This window comes from Gammaproteobacteria bacterium (assembly GCA_040183005.1).
Taxonomy (GTDB): domain Bacteria; phylum Pseudomonadota; class Gammaproteobacteria.
In genome coordinates this window covers 34785-53301 of the sequence record JAMPIW010000007.1, presented here as the reverse complement: position 1 = coordinate 53301, position 18517 = coordinate 34785, and the positions used below count along the sequence as shown (strand labels likewise).

The window sequence follows — 18517 nt, the reverse complement described above, 5'->3', positions numbered from 1 at the left end:
TGACGTTAAAGAAAAAGCGGTTAGCCACAGAGAACTCAGAGTTCACAGAGAAAGAAACCAAGGGTTACCCTGGATTTCCCCTTATCCCAGATTGTCCCACGGCGAAATAAGGGAGTACACCGCCGTTCGTGGTGAGCTTGTCGAACCATGAACGGCCCTTCGACAGGCTCAGGGCGAACGGTTTTGGAGCGTGGGACAATCTGGGCTTATTCCAATTTTATTTCTATCTCCGACTGTCCTCTCCCCAACGGCTTCGCCCCCCTCGCTACGCTTTCCCCGCCTTGCGGGAGAGCAACTGTGTGATCACGCAGAACCCGTGTCACCTCTGCGTTCTCTGTGGCTTACGTCTGAGGTTGATCGGACAGTACGCCCAGTAATTTTTTGTGCTCACAGCTTTTGCGAAATCGCTTTCTCCAGCGCGCCCAGCAGGCGGGGATCATCAGGTGTCATAGAGCTCTCGAAATCGGCGATCACCTTGCCCTCCCGGTCAATCAGGTATTTGTGAAAATTCCATTGGGGATAGCTGCCGTTGCGCTGGCGCGCGAGCTCCTGGTAGAGCGGGTCGGCGTGGTGCTGCGCGACTTTGGTCTTTTTGAACATGGGGAATTTGACTTTATACGTCGCGTCGCAGAAGTCCTTGATGGCCTTGTCATCACCTGGCTCCTGCTGGCCGAAGTCGTTGGAGGGGAAGCCCAGCACGTAAAATCCTTGATCCCTGTAGCGCTGGTACAGTGACTCCAGGCTCTTGTACTGCTTGGTAAAACCACAGAAGCTGGCGGTATTGACCATGAGCAAAACCTTGCCCTGATATTCCCGGCAAAGATTGACGGGCACTTTTCCGCCGAGCGGGATTTTTTCGAAGTTTAACGCGGGTGAACAGGTATCGGCAGCGTGGGCATTGCCAATGAAAAAGCCAAACAGCGTGACAAGAAGTAGTTTCTTCAACATGGTTGCTATTCTCCTCTTGATGCAGGGGTTAAATGGCATACACCTTCGACCTTTATATCTTGATGCAGTTCCGCACTGAATTATCCTGATCGCTAGCCGTCCAGAGAAGCGGTCAACTGCCGTTTTTAGGATTATGCTTTTACCCCCACACCAGCACCACGATCATCAGCACACCGGCCTCCGTCAACTCGCATATCGCTCCGGCGATATCGCTGGTCAGCCCGCCGATGCGGTGAATCATCATGCGCCGCAATACGTAACCGGCCACCAGCAGCAAGAACAGCAGTATCAGCCCGCCCCATCCCACCAGGAATAACGTGCCTGCAGCCACCGCGAGCAGCGTCCAGCCCACCGCCTGCTTCGGCACATTGGCTGCGCGTTCCGCGCCGACTTCATCCGTCTTGGCGTAGGGGGTATTCAGCAGCAGCGCGGCAATTGCAGAGCGGCCCAGCACAGGGGCCAATAAAATAATTTCCAGCGCCGATTCGGCCACCAGCACCGACAACGCGGCAAATTTCATGATCAGCGTCAGCATCACCACCATCATTGCCGCCGGGCCGCTGCGCGGGTCCTTGAAGATTTCCAGAGTGCGCTGCCGGTCGCCATGGCCGCCTGCCCAGGCGTCGGCGCTGTTCGCCAGCCCCATGATATGCACACCACCGGTAATCAACGTCCACACCAGCAGCAGCAGGGCCGCCTGCACACCTGGATCGGTGTCGGAAAGCAGCCAGTGCATCAGCACCAGCAGCACACCAATCAACAAGCCCACCAATGGATAGGCCAATACCGAGCGCCCCCAGTCCTGCGGTGTGGGATAGGGCTGCGCGGGTACCGGGATACGGGTCAGTAACTGCAACGCCAGCCAGAACGAACTCAGCATTACAGTGCCCCCGCGTGAAATAGCAAAGACGGCAAAATTTGCCCCTCACTCTCATCCATGCGGATGCGCGTGATGCCGGCGTTCGGCACCTGCAGGCGGAACATGCGCTCCAGCGGCATGTCCAGCACGCGGTGCACGATCATGCGGATGACGCCGGCATGGCCGACGATCAGAACATGCTTTCCGGCATGGCGCGTCAACAGATCCTCCCAAGCGGGAATCACGCGGTCACGAAATGCGGTGAGGGGCTCCGCACCTGGAGGACTGGTATTAAGCGGATCGGCCCAGAACTGCTTCAGCAATAGAGGATTTTGCGCGGTGACTTCAGCGGCGGTAAGCCCTTCCCATTCGCCGAAGCCGATTTCAATTAGGCGTTGATCAAACTCCAGGGGCAATGCGTGGCGCGCCGCCAGTTCGCGGGCAAAATCGGCGCAGCGCGACAGCGTGGAACTGACGATCACGTCCCACGGGCGATGGTCGGCCACGGCCGCGCGCATTTGCGCCCAGCCCTTTTCGCTCAGGGGGTCATCAATCTGGCCGCGGTATTTACTACCCCCCACCGGCTCGCCATGGCGAATTAAATCTATTATCGTCAACTTATTAACCTAAACAAGGATCAGAGGCCAGGGAACGCCCCAGCCCCCGTTAAACTCAGATTACCCACCCAGTCACGGTAATGAAAGCAATCACTACCAGCCACAACGCCACCGTGCGCCACACCAGCGCCATGGCCGCTTTTACTTGCAGGGTATCGGCGAGGTGTTCATCCGTGCGTACGCGCAGATCATCGCCATCCATGCGCAGGGCGCCAAGACCACTCGCCACCAGTACGCCCTCGCATCCATTCATCCAGTCGGCGCGCTTGCCACGCCCTTCCTCCCGCCATTTATACATAGCATCGGCAAAGCTGCCGGCCATGGCATAACTCAACGCCGTTAACCGCGCAGGAAGCCAGCCAAGTATGCCACACAACGCTGAGCTTGCGTCAGCATAGCCGCTGGTTTCCTGCGGTTGCTGGCTCGCCGCCAGATTTTTCAGAAGGGATGACAGCCTGTAAAGGACCGCGCCCATCGGGCCAAGCACGATAAACCAGAACAGCACCCCAAAAATACGTTCGCAGGCCTGAACCAGAATGGCTTCGATAACGGCATAAACCAGTTGTTTCGAATCGACCGGCGCACCGGCGGTGCCTATCAGTGCAACCGCGTAGCGACGCGCAGCTTCCTTGTCGCCCGCTCTGTACGCATGAATAAATTCGCGGGTCTCGCTATCCAGATCCCCTGGACCTAAACAAAGAAGCAGGACTGCAACTGAAAAGACGAATGCCAGCACGCCCAACATCTCGCCAAGCATGTAATGCACCGCAGCCACGCCAAACGCCACAGGGAGAATTGTGAGCAGCACGCCTGCCGCGCCTTTCCAGCCAGCGCCTCCACCCAGCCGCGTCTCTACCCATCCGGCAAAACGCCTAAACCAGCCGAAGCTCCGCCATACCGCGATTTTCCCCCAAACACGATCCAACGCCAGGCCGACAAAAATCTCAAGCAGTATCATGATCCGGCTCCGTCCCTATTGCCTGTCCCAATAGCATGCGCAATCTATCCCACTCGAAGGCAGGGCCGGGGTCCGTCTTGCGTCCCGGCGCGATATCGCTGTGGCCCACAATGCGATCAGGCGTGATGGCGGGATAGGCCGCCATCATCTCGCGCACAACTTCCGCAAGGGCGAGATACTGTGCATCCTCGTAAGGCTGGTCATCACACCCCTCCAGCTCGATGCCGATGGAAAAATCATTGCAGCGATTGCGGCCATCGAAACACGACTGCCCTGCGTGCCAGGCACGCTGCTGTAATGACACATACTGGATTATCTCACCATCGCGGCGGATCAGCACATGCGTCGACACGCGCAGCCCGGCGATTTCCTGGAAATAGGGGTGCGCGTGCGGATCGAGGGTGTTGGTAAATAGCGCATCAATCCACGGGCCGCCAAAGTCGCCGGGCGGCAGGCTGATGCCATGAATCACCAGCAGGTCGATCACTGTGTCTGGCGGGCGCTCGTCATGGTTAGGCGACGCCACCTGGCGCGCGCCTTCCAGGCAGCCGCTAGCCACATCCACTTTCATGCTCAACATGCCATTAGCTTACGGCCATCGGCGTGACAAACATAGCATCACCATAGCTAAAAAAGCGGTAGCGCTGCTCTATCGCATGGCGATAGGCCTCCATGACACGCTGATAGCCGCCAAAGGCGCACACCAGCATCAATAGCGTGGATTCCGGCAGGTGGAAATTGGTGATGAGTGCGTCCACACTGACAAAACGGTAACCGGGATAAATAAATATGTCCGTATCGCTCTGAAAAGGCTGGATGCTGCCGCTACGCGAGGCGCTCTCCAGGCTACGCACCGCCGTGGTACCTACAGCAATCACACGCCCTCCCCGCGCACGCGTGGCACGCACCTGCTCGCACACCGTAGCGCTCACTTCCACATATTCGGAGTGCATGTGATGATCTTCGACCCGCTCGCTGCGCATCGGCTGGAAAGTGCCCGCACCGACATGAAGCGTAACAAAAGCTGCTTGCACTCCCATGGCGCTGATCTGCGCCAACAAGGGGTCTGTGAAGTGCAATCCGGCGGTGGGTGCCGCCACAGCACCGGGGCGACTGGCATAGACGGTCTGATAACGCTCACTGTCACCTCCCTCGGCGGCCCGCGTTATATAGGGCGGCAACGGCATGCGGCCAATCTTTTCAAGAATGGCAAACACTGGGCGCGGATCATTAAAACGGAGCTCAAAAAGATCGCCCTGTCTGCCCAGCATCTCCACCTCAACCTGCCCCTCCAGCATCAGCAACCCACCGACACGTGGCGGCTTGCTGGCCCGCACCTGCGCCAGGATACGATGCTCGTCCAGCACCCGCTCCACCAGCACCTCCACCTTGCCGCCAGTGGGCTTGATCCCGAACAGCCGCGCGGGAATCACCCGTGTATCGTTAAACACCAACAGATCGCCCGGCCTCAGCAGATCCGGCAATTCCTCGAAGCGGCAGTCTTCGGGCGCCCTCGCCTCGTTCAGACACAGCAAACGGCTGGCGCCGCGCACCTCCGGCGGATGCTGGGCGATGAGTTCTTCAGGAAGATCGTAATGAAAGTCGCGGCGTTGCATGGCGCGCGAATAGTAGCAGCTTTGCCACACCCGTTCGAGGGGGCATGAAGCATCCCGGCAAAAAAACTCCAACCAGCATCTTGCCGATCTGAAGAAATACTTTATACTAGCCGACTTCGTGCAATCCTAAGCCGGGATGGCGGAACTGGTAGACGCGCCAGACTCAAAATCTGGTAATCGTAAGGTTGTGAGAGTTCGATTCTCTCTCCCGGCACCACGCACCTTATACGAAAAACCAATTAAAGAAAGCCCCTTGGCACTTTTTTTGCGTACCTATCTAAGGGGCGCCCTTCGCGGCGCTTTCCCCTTTGGTTACCATATCCTCTATCTATTGCTAAGATGCGCTACTAAAAAATTAAAATACATTTTGGAGCACTTATGCCCGGCACACGCTATACACTAGAAGTCCAACCCCGCATTCCCGCACGCCTGAATGGGCTGACGGAGCTTGCCAACGACCTGCTTTACAGCTGGGACCGCCAGGTACGATCACTTTTTGCCCATCTGGACTATGACCTATGGGAAAGCAGCGGTCACAGCCCCAAGGTGTTTCTGCGCCGCGTCTCGCAGCAACAGCTTGACGAGGCGGCGCAGGACCGCATCTTCATGGAGAGCTACCACCGGGCGATGTCCGCCTACAACAGCTACCACCGGGAACATACCAGCTCAGACACCGAGCAGTTGCTCGACCACAAAACTGACTTGGTGGCCTATTTTTGCGCCGAGTTCGGTTTTCACGAAAGCCTGCCCATTTACTCCGGCGGCCTTGGCATCCTGGCAGGGGATCATTGCAAGGCAGCCAGCGACCTGAATATCCCTTTCATCGCAGTGGGCCTGTTGTACCGGCAGGGATATTTCACTCAGACCATCGACGGGTACGGTAACCAGATCGCCCATTACACGCCCACCAACTTCGCCGACCTGCCGATCATCCCTGCCTGCGATAAAAACGGCGCGGAAATCCATGTGCATGTGGACTTGCCGGGACGGCGCGTCATGCTCAAGGTATGGCAGGCAAAGGCCGGGCACATCACGCTGTATCTGCTGGATTGCGACTTGCCGGATAACTCCGAACAGGACCGCACCATCACCTACCAGCTCTATGGCGGCAATATCGAAACGCGCATTCAGCAGGAAATCGTGCTTGGCATCGGCGGGGTGCGCGCATTGCGCGCCCTAGGACGCCGCCCCACGGTGTGGCACATCAACGAAGGACACTCCGCCTTCCAGATCCTGGAACGCTGCCGCGAACGCGCCCAGCGGGGATGGGATTTCGATAGCGCCCTGGAGTGCATCGCCGCAGGCACCGTGTTCACCACCCACACCCCCGTCCCGGCAGGCCATGACATCTTTGATCATAGCCTGATCAGCGGTTATTTTGCTGATTACATCAAGCAACTGGGGCTCAACCTCGACGACTTCCTGCAACTCGGCTCCAGCCCCGGCAGCCAGGGTGGCTTCAATATGACCGCCTTGGCCCTGCGCGGCTCACGCCTGCACAATGGCGTCAGCCGCATTCACGGCGGCGAGGCGTCGCACATGGAGGGTTACATCTGGCCACAGGTGCCGCACGAGGAGAACCCCATCAGCTACGTTACCAACGGCGTGCATGTCCCCACCTTTTTGGCGCGTGAATGGGTAAACCTGTTCGACATGCGTCTCGGCGGCGAATGGCGCCGGGAGCTGCGCAACGAGAATTATTGGCGGTGCGTTGACGAGATACCCAACCACAGCTATTGGAGCCTGCGCCAGTCTCTTAAATCCAAGCTCCTGGAAAACGCACTGCGCCGCGCCACGCTGCAACACCGCCGCAACGGTTGCAGCGTCACGCAAATCGAACGCCTCACGCGCTATCTCGCGCCTGACAACATCGACACCCTGGTGCTCGGCTTCGCACGCCGCTTCGCCACCTACAAACGCGCCGCACTGCTGTTTAACGATCCCGAGCGCTTGGCACGCCTGTTGAGCGACCCCAAGCGTCCCGTTATCCTGATCTTTGCCGGCAAGGCCCACCCGCGCGATCTGCCCGGCCAGCAACTGATCCAGACCATTCACAACTTCTCACGCCGCCCGGAATTCGAGGGCCGCATCCTGATGCTGGAAGGTTATGACCTGGCGCTGGCACGCAAACTGGTGACCGGTGTGGATGTCTGGCTCAATACACCCGAGTATCCCCTGGAAGCCAGCGGCACCTCCGGTCAAAAAGCGGGCATCAACGGCGTCGTCAACCTCAGCGTGCTGGATGGCTGGTGGGGGGAAGGCTACAACGGTGAAAACGGGTGGGCCATCAGTCCGCATGGGCCCCAATACGATGCCCTCCAGCGCGACGGGGAAGAAGGCCAGGAATTGCTTGATCTTCTGGAGCACGAGGTCATCCCCCTCTACTACGACCGCAACGGCCACGGCTATTCGGAAGGATGGGTGAAAAAGTCCAAGGCATCCATGAAGTCACTCATGCCGCACTTCAACTCGCAACGCATGGTCATGGACTACGTCACCCGCTACTATGCGACCGCCAACCGCCAGTGCAAGGTTCTCTCCGAACAGGATGGCGCCCCGGCGCGCGAGCTTGCCCAGTGGAAGAAAAAAATCGCTCACGGCTGGCACAACGTTCAAATACGCCGCATCGACGACGCGCCCCAGGAGATAAAAGCCGGCAACACCTTGCCCATCCGTGTCACCGCCAACTTGAATAATCTGCTGCCAGAGGACGTGGTTGTGGAATGCCTCGTAGGCACCACCTCCGAGGGCGGCGAGTTTGTTATTAACTCCCGCCAGCAGTTAGCGGCAACAGGGTCCAATACTACCGGCGAGACCCTCTTCAAACTCGACTTCTCGCCAACCCTTTCGGGGCTCCAGCATTACAAGCTGCGCATTTACCCTTACCACAAACTGCTCAGCCACCCATTTGAAACGGGTTGTATGATCTGGCTGTAAAAAATCTCTGGTGAACCTCAAGGATGAGGATTGCCAGAGTAATCCACTCAACAATTACCCTGTTGACAGTAAGTTAATTTCCATTTAAAGTGTATTGAAAGTATATTTTAATGATCGCATCTCGTTATTGAACTAATTTGCTGGCCCAGAAAAGGCCTTATTTTTTATCCACTAACATGTATTTTTTATACATTATTATAGGCGGCCATCATGAATACTCCGTTGCGTGACGATACAGAGACGCGTTACCAAGCGGTCACATGCGCTCTCGTAAATCCGAAAACGCACGTCAGCAAGCATTTTGTAGTGGGGCGTAAGGATTATTAACCTGTTATTGAACATGGATTTTTATACATTTCACAATCGAGGAGAGAACTCATGAATACAAGTCTGTTTGAGAAACTGGGCGGTGATGCAGCGGTAGATGCAGCGGTAGATATTTTCTATCGCAAAGTCTTGAATGATGACCGTATCAGTTCTTTCTTTGAAGGGGTCGACATGGACAAGCAGGCCGCCAAGCAAAAAGCCTTCCTGACCATGGCCTTCGGCGGCCCACATAACTATACCGGCAAAGACATGCGCGCAGCTCACGCCCCCCTGGTGGAACGAGGCCTTAATGACAGCCATTTCGATGCGGTAGCTGAACATCTTCAAGCCACACTTAAAGAGCTTAACGTGCCTGCTGAATTGATTGCCGAGGTTATGGCGATTGCGGGCAGCACCCGCAACGATGTGTTGTGCCGCTGATATAGGCACACGCGGGTACTCCCGGGGCATCCTCTATGTCAGATCTCATCCCCTCTTCCTTGGCGGAGGAAGGCTCCCCTTCCACCCCACCTTTCTCCATCAAACGGGAAGGGGATGAGTTTAGGCCATTGCCCTTAACTAATGAGGTGTGCCATGCCACGAATCTTCTTTGAAAAACAAAGCTACACATGTCAGGACAATGAATCCGTTCTGGATTGCCTGACAGGCCATGGCGTGCCTATTCCATCCTCCTGCCGTAGCGGTATCTGCCAAACCTGCCTGATGCGTGCCGTTGAAGGTGAGGTACCGCTGGCCGCGCAGCAGGGGCTGAAAGAAACCCTGCGGGTACAGAATTACTTTCTGGCCTGTGCATGCAAACCCACGAATGATCTCAAGGTCGCCCTGCCTGATACAGAAATCGGCGCCAGAACCAAGGTAACGGTTTTGGCAAAAGAAGTGCTGGGCGGCAATATCACTCGCTTGAGACTGGGATGCACCCTCCCCCTCGATTACCATCCCGGACAGTTTGTGCAGTTGCATCGCGATGACGGCCTGGTACGCAGCTATTCCATTGCGAGCCTGCCTCAACTTGAGGAACCCCTGGAACTGCATATCCGCCACCTGCCGGACGGACGCATGAGCGGCTGGGTGCATGACATCCTAAAAACAGGGGATACGCTGGAAATATCCGGACCAACGGGACAAGGGTTTTACTTGCCGGGCCAGCCAGATCAAGGGCTGCTATTGATCGGCACGGGATCGGGGCTTGCTCCCTTGTGGGGCATTGCGCGCGACGCCCTGGCACAGGGCCACACCGGCCCGATCCACCTGTATCACGGCAGCCGCGATGCGTCCGGCTTGTATCTGATCGACGAACTTCGGGAGCTGGTAGAGCAATATCCCAACCTGAATTACACCCCCTGTCTATCCGGCCCGAACATACCGAAAGGATTTACCGCCGGGCGCGCTGAACAAGTGGCCTTTTCGCACCTGCCCAAGTTAACCGGCTGGCGCGTCTTTCTCTGCGGTCATCCCACCATGGTGGCCGCCACCAAGAAAAAAGCCTTTCTTACCGGTGCATCGATGAAGGATATTTACGCCGATCCTTTTATGATCGCGGCTGATCGCGTCAAGCCTGCTGCCTGAGCAACAATCAACCTTAAAACCGCTTTTTGTCCACGAAAAATACGAAATTCACGAAATAAAACAAAAACATGGATTGCTTCAGCAATTCACCGGATGGGTGGCAAGTAAAATCGCTATATGTATTTGAGTATTTTCGTGTTTTTTTTCGTGACTTTCGTGGATAACTGAGTTTTTTAGGATCAAACCTTTGCCTCAAATACAAAGAAGCTTTTTATTTTCCGCCAGACATATTACCCTGCCCAACAGTCAGCGTGATTTGTCCGGAGTATTGAATAATGAAAGGCCGCTTCATCACCATCGAAGGCATCGAAGGCGTCGGCAAGACCACTAACCTGGAATTCATCCGCCACACGCTTGAGGCGGTGGGTAAGCCGGTTGTGGTGACCCGCGAACCCGGCGGCACGCCGCTTGGGGAAGAAATTCGCAGCCTGGTGTTGGGCCATCGTGACGACGGCATGACCAGCGATACCGAACTGCTGCTGATGTTCGCGGCACGTGCCGAGCATCTGGCACGCGTGATTCGCCCGGCGCTTGAAGCCGGTCAGTGGGTATTAAGCGACCGCTTCACCGATGCCACCTATGCCTACCAGGGCGGCGGGCGCGGCATCCTCAAAGGACGCATTTCGGTACTGGAGCAGTGGGTGCAAGGTGATTTGCAGCCCGACCTGACGCTATTATTAGACCTGCCCGTGGCGCTAGGCCTGACACGGGCAGGGCGGCGTAGCGCGCCGGATCGTTTCGAGTCGGAACAGACAGCCTTTTTTGAGCGGGTGCGGCAGGCCTATCTGGCGTTGGCGACGCAGCATTCTGAGCGCTACAGGGTGATAGACGCCTCCCAACCGCTGGATGTGGTTCAACACACCATAAAGCACGCCCTATCGGATTTTCTCGCCGCATCATGAATGAATTACTTCCCTGGCATAAAGCCCAATGGCAAACGCTGACCCGGCGCCTGCGCGACAATGTCCTGCCACACGCCCTGCTACTGAACGGCCCCCCCGGCGTTGGCAAAAATCACTTTGCCGGCCTCTTTGCCCAGTCAGCACTGTGCGAAAACACGCCAGCGGACGGCCTTCCTTGTGGGACATGCCGCGGTTGCCTGCTCAATCAGGCGGGCTCGCATCCTGATTACAAACGGGTAAGCCCGCTGGAAGACAAGAAGATCATTGGCGTTGATCAGGTGCGCGAGATCGGCGAGTATTTTTCCTTGAAATCACATTATGCGGGTTACAAGGTGGTCATCATTTCCCCCGCTTCCGCCATGAACACGCAAGCCGCCAACAGCCTGCTCAAAACCCTGGAAGAACCCCCGGCCCGTGCGCTACTGATATTGGTCACTGACAGCGCCGCGCTTTTGCCCGCAACCATCCGCAGCCGCTGCCAGCGGATCGACTTCACTAAACCGCCGCAGGATCTCGCCCGCGACTGGCTCACCACCCGGATTGAACCGCCTCATGATGCCTCGGTGTTGCTGGCACTCGCCGACGGCGCGCCACTTGCCGCCTTGGAACTCGCCAGTGGTGATAAGATAGGCCAGCGCATGGCGATGTTCGCGGATTTTGAGATACTCTCCCGGGGACAAGCCTCGCCGGTTGCAATTGCCGGGGCATGGCTGAAGTTTGAGCTGAAAGAGACGCTATATTGGATACGCGGCTGGATAACCGACATGATCCGCATCAAATCGGCTATCCACCCCCCTGCCCTGGCCAATCGGGACATACAACAGCGTTTGCAAGTCCTGGCGTCGATGCTAGACTTAAAGACTCTCCATCGCCAGCTTGACCGTATCAGCGAAGCGGCGCGGCTGGCAAGCGGGCAGATCAACGGACAGATGTTGCTGGAAGACATATTGATTGCCTGGACGGCATGCCTTTCCAGGCAGGCACGGAAAAAAGATGGTTAAACATGGCTGAAGAAGAAAGCTCAAGCACCACCCCGGCAGCCCAGCGGCAAGGCATACTGTCGCTTGCAATAAAGGACAAAAACGCCTTATATGCCTCTTACATGCAGTATGTCAAAAACGGCGGGCTGTTTATTCCCACCAACAAACCCTACAAGATCGGCGACGAAGTCTTCCTGCTGCTCACGCTCATGGAAGAGACAGAAAAAATTCCGGTAGCAGGGCGCGTCGCCTGGATCACCCCCAAAGGCGCACAAGGCAACCGGATTGCAGGGATAGGCGTGCAATTCGGCAGCGATCCAGAGAGCGATCTGGCGCGCAAGAAGATCGAAACCTACCTGGCGGGGACGCTGACATCGGGACGCCCTACGCATACCATGTGACGCCCCAAAAATCCCCCCTACCCCCCTTTTGCTAAGGGGGGATAAATCAGCAAAGGGTTGTAAACCATGCCCGCCTTACTCGTTGACTCCCACTGCCACCTCGACCGCCTCGACCTCGCCGCCATTGGCGGCGACATGGACGCGGTGATGCAAACCGCGCGCGAGCACGGCATCGGGCATATGTTGTGCGTCTCCATCGACATGGAAAGCTATCCGGCCATGCTGTCGCTGGTGAAACAGTACGATCACGTATTCGCCTCAGTGGGCGTCCACCCCAATGAGCGGGAGGGCCGTGAACCCAGTATGGAGGAGCTGATTACGCTGGCGCAGGATTCTAAAATCGTCGCCATCGGTGAAACCGGCTTGGACTATTTCCGCAATGAAGGCGACCTCGAATGGCAGCATGAGCGCTTCCGCCGCCACATCGCCGCCGCGAAAATAACCGGCAAGCCATTGATAGTGCATACCCGCGAAGCCAAGCAGGACACCCTGCGCCTGCTGCGCGAGGAAGGCGCCGATCAGGTGGGCGGCGTGATGCATTGCTTCACGGAGGATTGGGAGACCGCCCGGCAGGCGATGGACCTGAATTTTTACATCTCATTTTCAGGCATCGTGACATTCAACAGCGCCCGGGAACTCAAAGAAGTCGCCGCGCGCATGCCTGCTGACCGGATACTGGTGGAAACCGACTCCCCCTACCTCGCCCCCATCCCCTACCGCGGCAAGACCAACCAGCCCGCCTACACGCGCTTCGTAGCCGAACAAATCGCCGCGCTGCGCGGCGTGTCGCTAGAGGAAATTACGGAGATCACCACGGCCAACTTCTTTAATTTGTTCAGGCAGGCAAGATAAAGCCAGTAATTCGAATTCTATTTTAAACACCATAGCGTGTATCCTGCGCACCACAACCACCACAGACTTTTTCACGCTAAAGACACGCTCTTTAGGCCAGATCAAAAACCGTGTACCATTCATCGATGGAAAGCAGGGAAAAAAGGAAGGGAGAAAGTCTTATGCCACTGCAATCTATCCCCATCAAGGTCAGCCTGCCCCATCTCAAGGCATCCTGCAGCACATGCAGCCTGTATGAACTGTGCCTTCCCTTGGGCCTGAAACCGGACGATGTCGACTTCCTGGATCAAATCGTCAACAGCCGCCGCAAATACCGGCGCGGCGAGCATCTCTACCGCGCGGGCGACCCGTTTCATTCATTATTTGTAATTAAAAGCGGGTTTTTCAAGGTTTTCGACCTGGACGCAGAAGGCCAGGAAAAAACCACCGGTTTTTATATGGCAGGCGAACTCCTCGGCATCGAGGCGATCAGCGCCAATCGCTTTAACTACAACGCCATGGCGCTGGAAGACTGTGCCGTGTGCGAGATCCCGTTCCACGACCTGGAAAAGCTGAGCATCACCATCCCGGCGTTGTCACATCAGCTCCACAGGCTGATGAGCCGCGAAATCATTGCGGAACAGAAGCATATCCTGATGCTCGGCACCATGAAGGCAATACAGCGCCTGGCGGCTTTTCTGTGCAATTTATCCCAGCGCTTCGGTGCGCGCGGCTACTCCCCTACGCATTTTTATTTACGCATGAGCCGCGAGGAGATCGGAAGTTATCTGGGGCTATCGATTGAAACCATCAGCCGCCTTTTGAGCAAGTTTCAGGAGGAAGGACTCATCAGTGTGCATAGCCGGGACATCGAGATCAGGGACTTGGCGGGGCTGAAAGCTCTGGTTGCCAATCCGGCATAAAAATCGCCAGTAGCCTGCTGGTGTTTATCATTAGCGCCCCGAAGAACATGCTTCTCGGTAAGGCCCGCCTCGGCGCGTTTGGGAAGATGAGCGTCGTACCCGGGCTTCCATTCCGAGAAGTCCCGAACCTTGTGTCGTACGAGCATGAAACTTGTCATTGGAATCCTCCTTTGAGTGGGAATAATAAGGACACCCATAACTCCCGAGACCTCGATCTCTGCTCAAGCAAGTTATAGGTGCCCTTTTTGCTTACTGCGCTCTCTTCTCTATGGCAGAGGTAACGCCTTCGGCAGATGCTTTACCACTCATCCTTGAACAGCGCTGTATCAGTACATCACTTTCATATGTCAACACACCCTAGTCGATCTGCCCGCGAATTTCCCCCCCGCGATGCTCGGTGGTGTGGACATTGAAATAGGTATTGCCGCTGCGCATGGCATCGACCAACGCCTTCATCCGCATACCGGCTAGGGGGCCAACCAAGTCAGTCGCGGTGATGGTGCCGCGTACGAGTACCCCCTGGGTGTTAATCGGGTTGGCAACAAACGGTCCACCACTCAGAAAACCTGCGGTGTCCGGAATAAAGCTCGCGACGATCGGTCCGTTGGCACCTGCCGGCGCCCTATGGATGTGGGCGCCGATCACGTCCTTGATATTGCTGACAACCACTTGGACCTTGAGCTCAGTACCATCTTGGCTGAGCTGAAAGTGTGCGTGCCCTTTGGCTTGGGTGTCGATCGCTACCGGCACCTGTTCAGCGCCGATGAGACGGGTCCTGAAATTACGTGTTTGCTTGTTGCGCGCCAGCGAATCTATCCGCATGACGACCCCCGTCTCGCCGGAGGGTACCCCCGTCATGTTGGCCATCACGTAAATCTCGCCCTTAGCGTCTGTTCCGAAGCCGAGCAGCGACATTCCCAGCCCGTCCTGACCGTAGATGCGCAGTTCAGAGATCGAACTTTTCTTCATGTTCTCTCCGCGAACGATATTGCGTTTATCGAGATAGAACAGCCTGCCGTTGTTGCCGCCAAACCTGCGGGCGTAATCACCGAAAACATAACGATTCATCAGTTCCGGGACTTTGTTGCCGCGATAGACAAAACCGCCAATGATGGAAATGCCTTCATCGTGGTCGTACTCGGCGACGGGATCGATCAACATGGGCGGCTCATTGGCGCAAGGCTTTGCATCGGTGACGAAGCCGGGATTGGTACCATTGGCATCGAAGCAGAAGGAACCTTCCTTGACAGGCCAGCCGTAGTTGCCGCCCGCCACGACGACATCCAGTTCTTCGATATCGTTCTGTCCCACGTCGGCGGCGTACATATCACCCGTTGCGGCATCGAAGGTAAAGCGGAACGGATTACGGAAACCAAAGGCGTATATTTCGTCACAGGCACCATCCGCGCAGCCAGCCGCACCGCCAGTCGGCGGAGCACCAGCGGCTAAGAACGGGTTGTCGGCAGGAATGCCATATTGATGGTTGGGCGCATTGTTTCCCAAGGGATCGATGCGCAATATCTTTCCGAGGAGGTTGCTGAGATCCTGCCCATTCCCCCTAGGGCTGTGACCCGCGCCTTGGTCGTCGGCCGCACCGCCATCACCCACGGCGATATATAGCTTCATATCCTTGCCGAAGTTAAGCGCCCCCGCATTGTGATTGAACTGGGGGTCTCCGATACGCATTAGCACGCGTCGGCTGCCCGGATCGACCACGGACGCGCGATCATGTGGGTTAGGCACGCGCCACTCGCTAACCACAATGTGGTTATTGGCGCCCGCGCCGAAGGGTACGGGAAAATCCGGCTCGCCGCCGCTGGCGAGTTCCGAGGTGTAGGTATAGAGGAGGCCGTTATTTTGATAGTTGGGATGGAATGCCAGGCCCAAAAAGCCACGCTCGTCAAAGGTGCCAGGACCACCGACACCCAGAGGCACCAGTAAGGCGCTGAGATTGGCGAACACAGTCTTGTCGCCCGATTCGAGATCAACCGCCCATAGGATGCCCGTTTGATCGACCACAAAGAGTCGATCATCGTCGCCCGGCGCGGCCGTACCCCAGTTAGGTGCAACCATACCACTGGCGACCATTTCCAGCTTGACCATGGCACCGGCCGGGATGGATGCAGGAATCGGGTTGGTCAGTTCGTTAGCGCCGTTGGCTGAGGTCGGCAGGGAAATATTCAGCGCCATTACAGTCAGGAAAACAAGAGTTTTCAACCGAAAAAATATGTTGTTCATGATTCGCCCTCCATGGGTTAGTAAAAGCATAGGAGACAAAATGACGCTTATCCAACTACTCCCTTACCCTCAAGTGATAGGTATGACTTTGAACAAAAAGGGGCTAGTCTTGTATTATGGCTAACCCGCCTCAAACGCCTATTCCAAATATGGGACAACATCAAGAAAGCAGGGAAAGTCGATACTGCCGAAGAGAGTAAAGCCACAATAGGAGGATTAAGCAGCACGCCTGCTGGACACGGCCAAGATATGCAACAACGCTGAAAGATGAATTGTTGATGCTGTGATAGAGCCATTTTTCTTCCCTCCGTCCCGTCTAAAGTCAGTCAGATTCCCTTAGGCTATCCGTAAAAAACGCAAAAACGGCTCTCGTTTTCAAGCATGCATCACTCGCGCCAATCCTCAGAAAATAATATAAAAGTTTATTAAATACAAATATATATGTAATTCTATAACGCACCACCGTGAGATAACGAGTGTAAAGTTTCTCGACAAACTCTGGAGAGTTTTGATCAATTTTTAATTAGTTTCGAGGGTGGTTACTGCGGCGTCGATAGTGACAAGAGTAGTTGATTAAACTACTATGCTATTGATTTACGGGATCATTCAATGTGCGCAAGGAGGCGGTGCCAAGAGCGGCAGGGCACAGGTTTGGGCACTGTAAAATTATTCGACAGAAATTTACCATGATTACCGGATTACATCATTTTTGATTAATTTCGAGGGTGGCTAGAATGCTTTATTTAACTGATATGTTTCTGATTTGTAGAATATTTTAACATTCACGAGAAAGCGGGGCCGACGGCAACTTGGCACAGATTTTAGTAGTGTAAAATTATTCGACAGAAAATTTTCCATGGTCGCCGAAAAACATCCACTTCGAGCATACCCTGCTCGGCTCTCGCAAACCTACCGGAATATACAGGGGAATTGCAAGCGGCCTGAACTCGGGTTCCTGAATTGTTGGGTTGGGCTTCGCTTCATTCAGCCTACAGGCTTGGAACTATGGGTTATGGTCCATAGCAATGGCGTAGGGGTGAATGAGGCCATCCTCGTCCACCCCTACGTGCATAACTCCTATATCGTTATGGTACGGGAATGAAGCTAACCACCGTCGCCGGGAGCGTGCCCGATAAGCAGGCGTGCCCACCTACGGTGCGCGGCACGATCGTGGCATTCAACATCTTGGTGAGATCCACTACGGCGAGCGTAGATGCTGGCGGCGAATTCGCCAGCAATGCGATCGCATCACCACCGTTCGGACTCTGATATGCAGTCACGGTGTGTGGATCAAGGCCTAACGAGAAGCCGCTCCCAATGCTGCACGTCACCCAGTCTGTGATCGCGGGCGTTCCACTACCGGATGTCGTGGGAAGCGCAATCGCCGTGATGGCATCACCGCCGAATTCCCCCGACACGATACCAGTATGCGTACCCTGCGCCACAGCGAGGCCGCTTGCCCCCGCCGACAGGGTCGACTCCGACAGGGTCTGTACCTGCGAAGGTGCAGTCCACGTGCCGGGTGACCCAGGCGTGAACGTGGCCTGAGTCAAATCGGCAATGTACACATTGGATGGTCCGGAAAATTCGGCAGGCGCCAGAGCGATACCTGTGCTGCAGTCTTCGCCTGAGGAATCAAGCACTCCACCACCCGTGCCTGCGATGGGGTTTTCGAAGAACGTGGGGGTCGTACTCGTCGCCACGTTGACGATCTCGTAATTGTTGCTCTCAGCGGCGGACAATAAGAGATTCCGGACCGGATCGATGAGCGGATCTTCCGAAATCCTAGTTGTCCCGGGCGCCATGGATGCGAATGCCGGCTCGAACGTGGATGTGGCGAGGTTTAGAAACTGGAACCCGCCTATGCCACCGAGGCTGAGCCCAATCACCGCCTTGTTATGCGTGGCGTCCATCGCGATCCCGCAATTGGTGCAACTACCGCCTGAGAAACCGATAGTACCGGTCCCGCTGCTCGTAAGCGTGCTACCCAGCGTCGTACCGGACAGCAGATACACATCTGTGTTGTTCGCGGTGCACGCCGTCGTGCCCGTCACCGGGTTCGAGGCACAGGAGTTCACGACGTTAGACGTCGGGATGAGAGTAGGCGTGACGCTGCTGCCCTCTATATTGACCACGGAAATCCCAGAGGATCCTCCTGACCAAGCCCCCTTGGGAACGTACGAGACGACGTTTGTCCCGCTGACCATTGCGGACAGCGAGCTAGACGGTTGACAGGAACCCTGTTGAACCACGCCCGAAGGGACCTTGAAATTATCCGTCTTGGAGTCCGACTGCTTGAAGACGAGTACCTTGGGGTCGGAGCTCGATATCGTAGCACTGCTGGTGGGGACCAACCATGCCTTGTTCACGGTTCCATGATTTGGCGTTTGCGCGAATGGCGCAAGCTGGACCGG

General features: G+C 56.1%; 17 protein-coding genes and 1 tRNA gene. 10 read left to right on the top strand and 8 right to left on the bottom strand.

Annotated features, from left to right (window positions below; genetic code table 11):
• Positions 1 to 387: 387 nt before the first annotated feature.
• The 6 genes from M3A44_06225 to queA all read right to left on the bottom strand — a co-directional run bounded on the left by M3A44_06225 (position 388) and on the right by queA (position 4998).
• Positions 388 to 948, bottom strand: coding sequence for a glutathione peroxidase (locus M3A44_06225; protein ID MEQ6341248.1), 561 nt, complete (start codon positions 946 to 948; stop codon positions 388 to 390).
• A gap of 139 nt (positions 949 to 1087) precedes the next feature.
• Positions 1088 to 1828: an adenosylcobinamide-GDP ribazoletransferase gene (locus M3A44_06220; GenBank protein ID MEQ6341247.1), complete on the bottom strand. Its 741-nt coding sequence runs from the start codon at positions 1826 to 1828 to the stop codon at positions 1088 to 1090.
• Positions 1828 to 2424, bottom strand: coding sequence for a histidine phosphatase family protein (locus M3A44_06215; protein MEQ6341246.1), 597 nt, complete (start codon positions 2422 to 2424; stop codon positions 1828 to 1830). The genes M3A44_06220 and M3A44_06215 overlap by 1 nt, the downstream gene beginning before the upstream one ends.
• A gap of 55 nt (positions 2425 to 2479) precedes the next feature.
• Positions 2480 to 3382 (bottom strand): regulatory signaling modulator protein AmpE, encoded by a 903-nt coding sequence (ampE, locus tag M3A44_06210; protein MEQ6341245.1) that lies wholly within the window; start codon positions 3380 to 3382, stop codon positions 2480 to 2482.
• Positions 3369 to 3953 carry a 1,6-anhydro-N-acetylmuramyl-L-alanine amidase AmpD gene (gene ampD / locus M3A44_06205; protein ID MEQ6341244.1) on the bottom strand — a complete coding sequence of 195 codons (585 nt, stop codon included), beginning with the start codon at positions 3951 to 3953 and terminating at the stop codon, positions 3369 to 3371. Before ampD ends, ampE begins: the two co-directional genes overlap by 14 nt.
• A gap of 13 nt (positions 3954 to 3966) precedes the next feature.
• On the bottom strand, positions 3967 to 4998 hold the full coding sequence (queA, locus tag M3A44_06200) for a tRNA preQ1(34) S-adenosylmethionine ribosyltransferase-isomerase QueA (protein ID MEQ6341243.1): 1032 nt from the start codon (positions 4996 to 4998) through the stop codon (positions 3967 to 3969).
• 130 nt (positions 4999 to 5128) lie between these two features.
• Between queA and M3A44_06195 the strand changes: the two genes are divergently transcribed.
• The 9 genes from M3A44_06195 to fnr all read left to right on the top strand — a co-directional run bounded on the left by M3A44_06195 (position 5129) and on the right by fnr (position 13865).
• Positions 5129 to 5215: transfer RNA gene (locus M3A44_06195), tRNA-Leu, on the top strand.
• 161 nt (positions 5216 to 5376) lie between these two features.
• Positions 5377 to 7935, top strand: coding sequence for an alpha-glucan family phosphorylase (glgP, locus tag M3A44_06190; protein ID MEQ6341242.1), 2559 nt, complete (start codon positions 5377 to 5379; stop codon positions 7933 to 7935).
• A 378-nt stretch (positions 7936 to 8313) separates the two neighbouring features.
• On the top strand, positions 8314 to 8682 hold the full coding sequence (locus M3A44_06185) for a group 1 truncated hemoglobin (GenBank protein MEQ6341241.1): 369 nt from the start codon (positions 8314 to 8316) through the stop codon (positions 8680 to 8682).
• Between the two features lie 153 nt (positions 8683 to 8835).
• On the top strand, positions 8836 to 9828 hold the full coding sequence (locus tag M3A44_06180; protein MEQ6341240.1) for an FAD-binding oxidoreductase: 993 nt from the start codon (positions 8836 to 8838) through the stop codon (positions 9826 to 9828).
• 275 nt (positions 9829 to 10103) lie between these two features.
• Positions 10104 to 10730, top strand: a complete 627-nt coding sequence (gene tmk / locus M3A44_06175) for a dTMP kinase (protein MEQ6341239.1) — start codon at positions 10104 to 10106, stop codon at positions 10728 to 10730.
• Complete coding sequence (locus M3A44_06170; protein ID MEQ6341238.1) at positions 10727 to 11731, top strand: DNA polymerase III subunit delta'; 1005 nt, start codon at positions 10727 to 10729, stop codon at positions 11729 to 11731. Before tmk ends, M3A44_06170 begins: the two co-directional genes overlap by 4 nt.
• Before the next feature lie 2 nt (positions 11732 to 11733).
• The gene (locus M3A44_06165; protein MEQ6341237.1) at positions 11734 to 12111 is read left to right on the top strand and encodes a PilZ domain-containing protein; all 378 of its coding nucleotides are present in this window, start codon (positions 11734 to 11736) and stop codon (positions 12109 to 12111) included.
• A gap of 66 nt (positions 12112 to 12177) precedes the next feature.
• On the top strand, positions 12178 to 12963 hold the full coding sequence (locus M3A44_06160) for a TatD family hydrolase (GenBank protein ID MEQ6341236.1): 786 nt from the start codon (positions 12178 to 12180) through the stop codon (positions 12961 to 12963).
• Positions 12964 to 13124: 161 nt separating this feature from the next.
• The gene (fnr, locus tag M3A44_06155; protein MEQ6341235.1) at positions 13125 to 13865 is read left to right on the top strand and encodes a fumarate/nitrate reduction transcriptional regulator Fnr; all 741 of its coding nucleotides are present in this window, start codon (positions 13125 to 13127) and stop codon (positions 13863 to 13865) included.
• A gap of 357 nt (positions 13866 to 14222) precedes the next feature.
• Here the strand turns inward: fnr and M3A44_06150 are convergent, their stop codons facing one another.
• Both M3A44_06150 and M3A44_06145 read right to left on the bottom strand, forming a co-directional pair.
• The gene (locus M3A44_06150; protein ID MEQ6341234.1) at positions 14223 to 16103 is read right to left on the bottom strand and encodes a PQQ-dependent sugar dehydrogenase; all 1881 of its coding nucleotides are present in this window, start codon (positions 16101 to 16103) and stop codon (positions 14223 to 14225) included.
• A gap of 1085 nt (positions 16104 to 17188) precedes the next feature.
• A complete protein-coding gene (locus M3A44_06145; protein MEQ6341233.1) occupies positions 17189 to 17845 on the bottom strand; it encodes a hypothetical protein in 657 nt (218 codons plus the stop codon).
• A gap of 22 nt (positions 17846 to 17867) precedes the next feature.
• On the opposite strand from M3A44_06145, the gene M3A44_06140 reads away from it, so the two are divergent.
• On the top strand, positions 17868 to 18335 hold the full coding sequence (locus M3A44_06140; GenBank protein ID MEQ6341232.1) for a hypothetical protein: 468 nt from the start codon (positions 17868 to 17870) through the stop codon (positions 18333 to 18335).
• Positions 18336 to 18517: the final 182 nt, after the last annotated feature.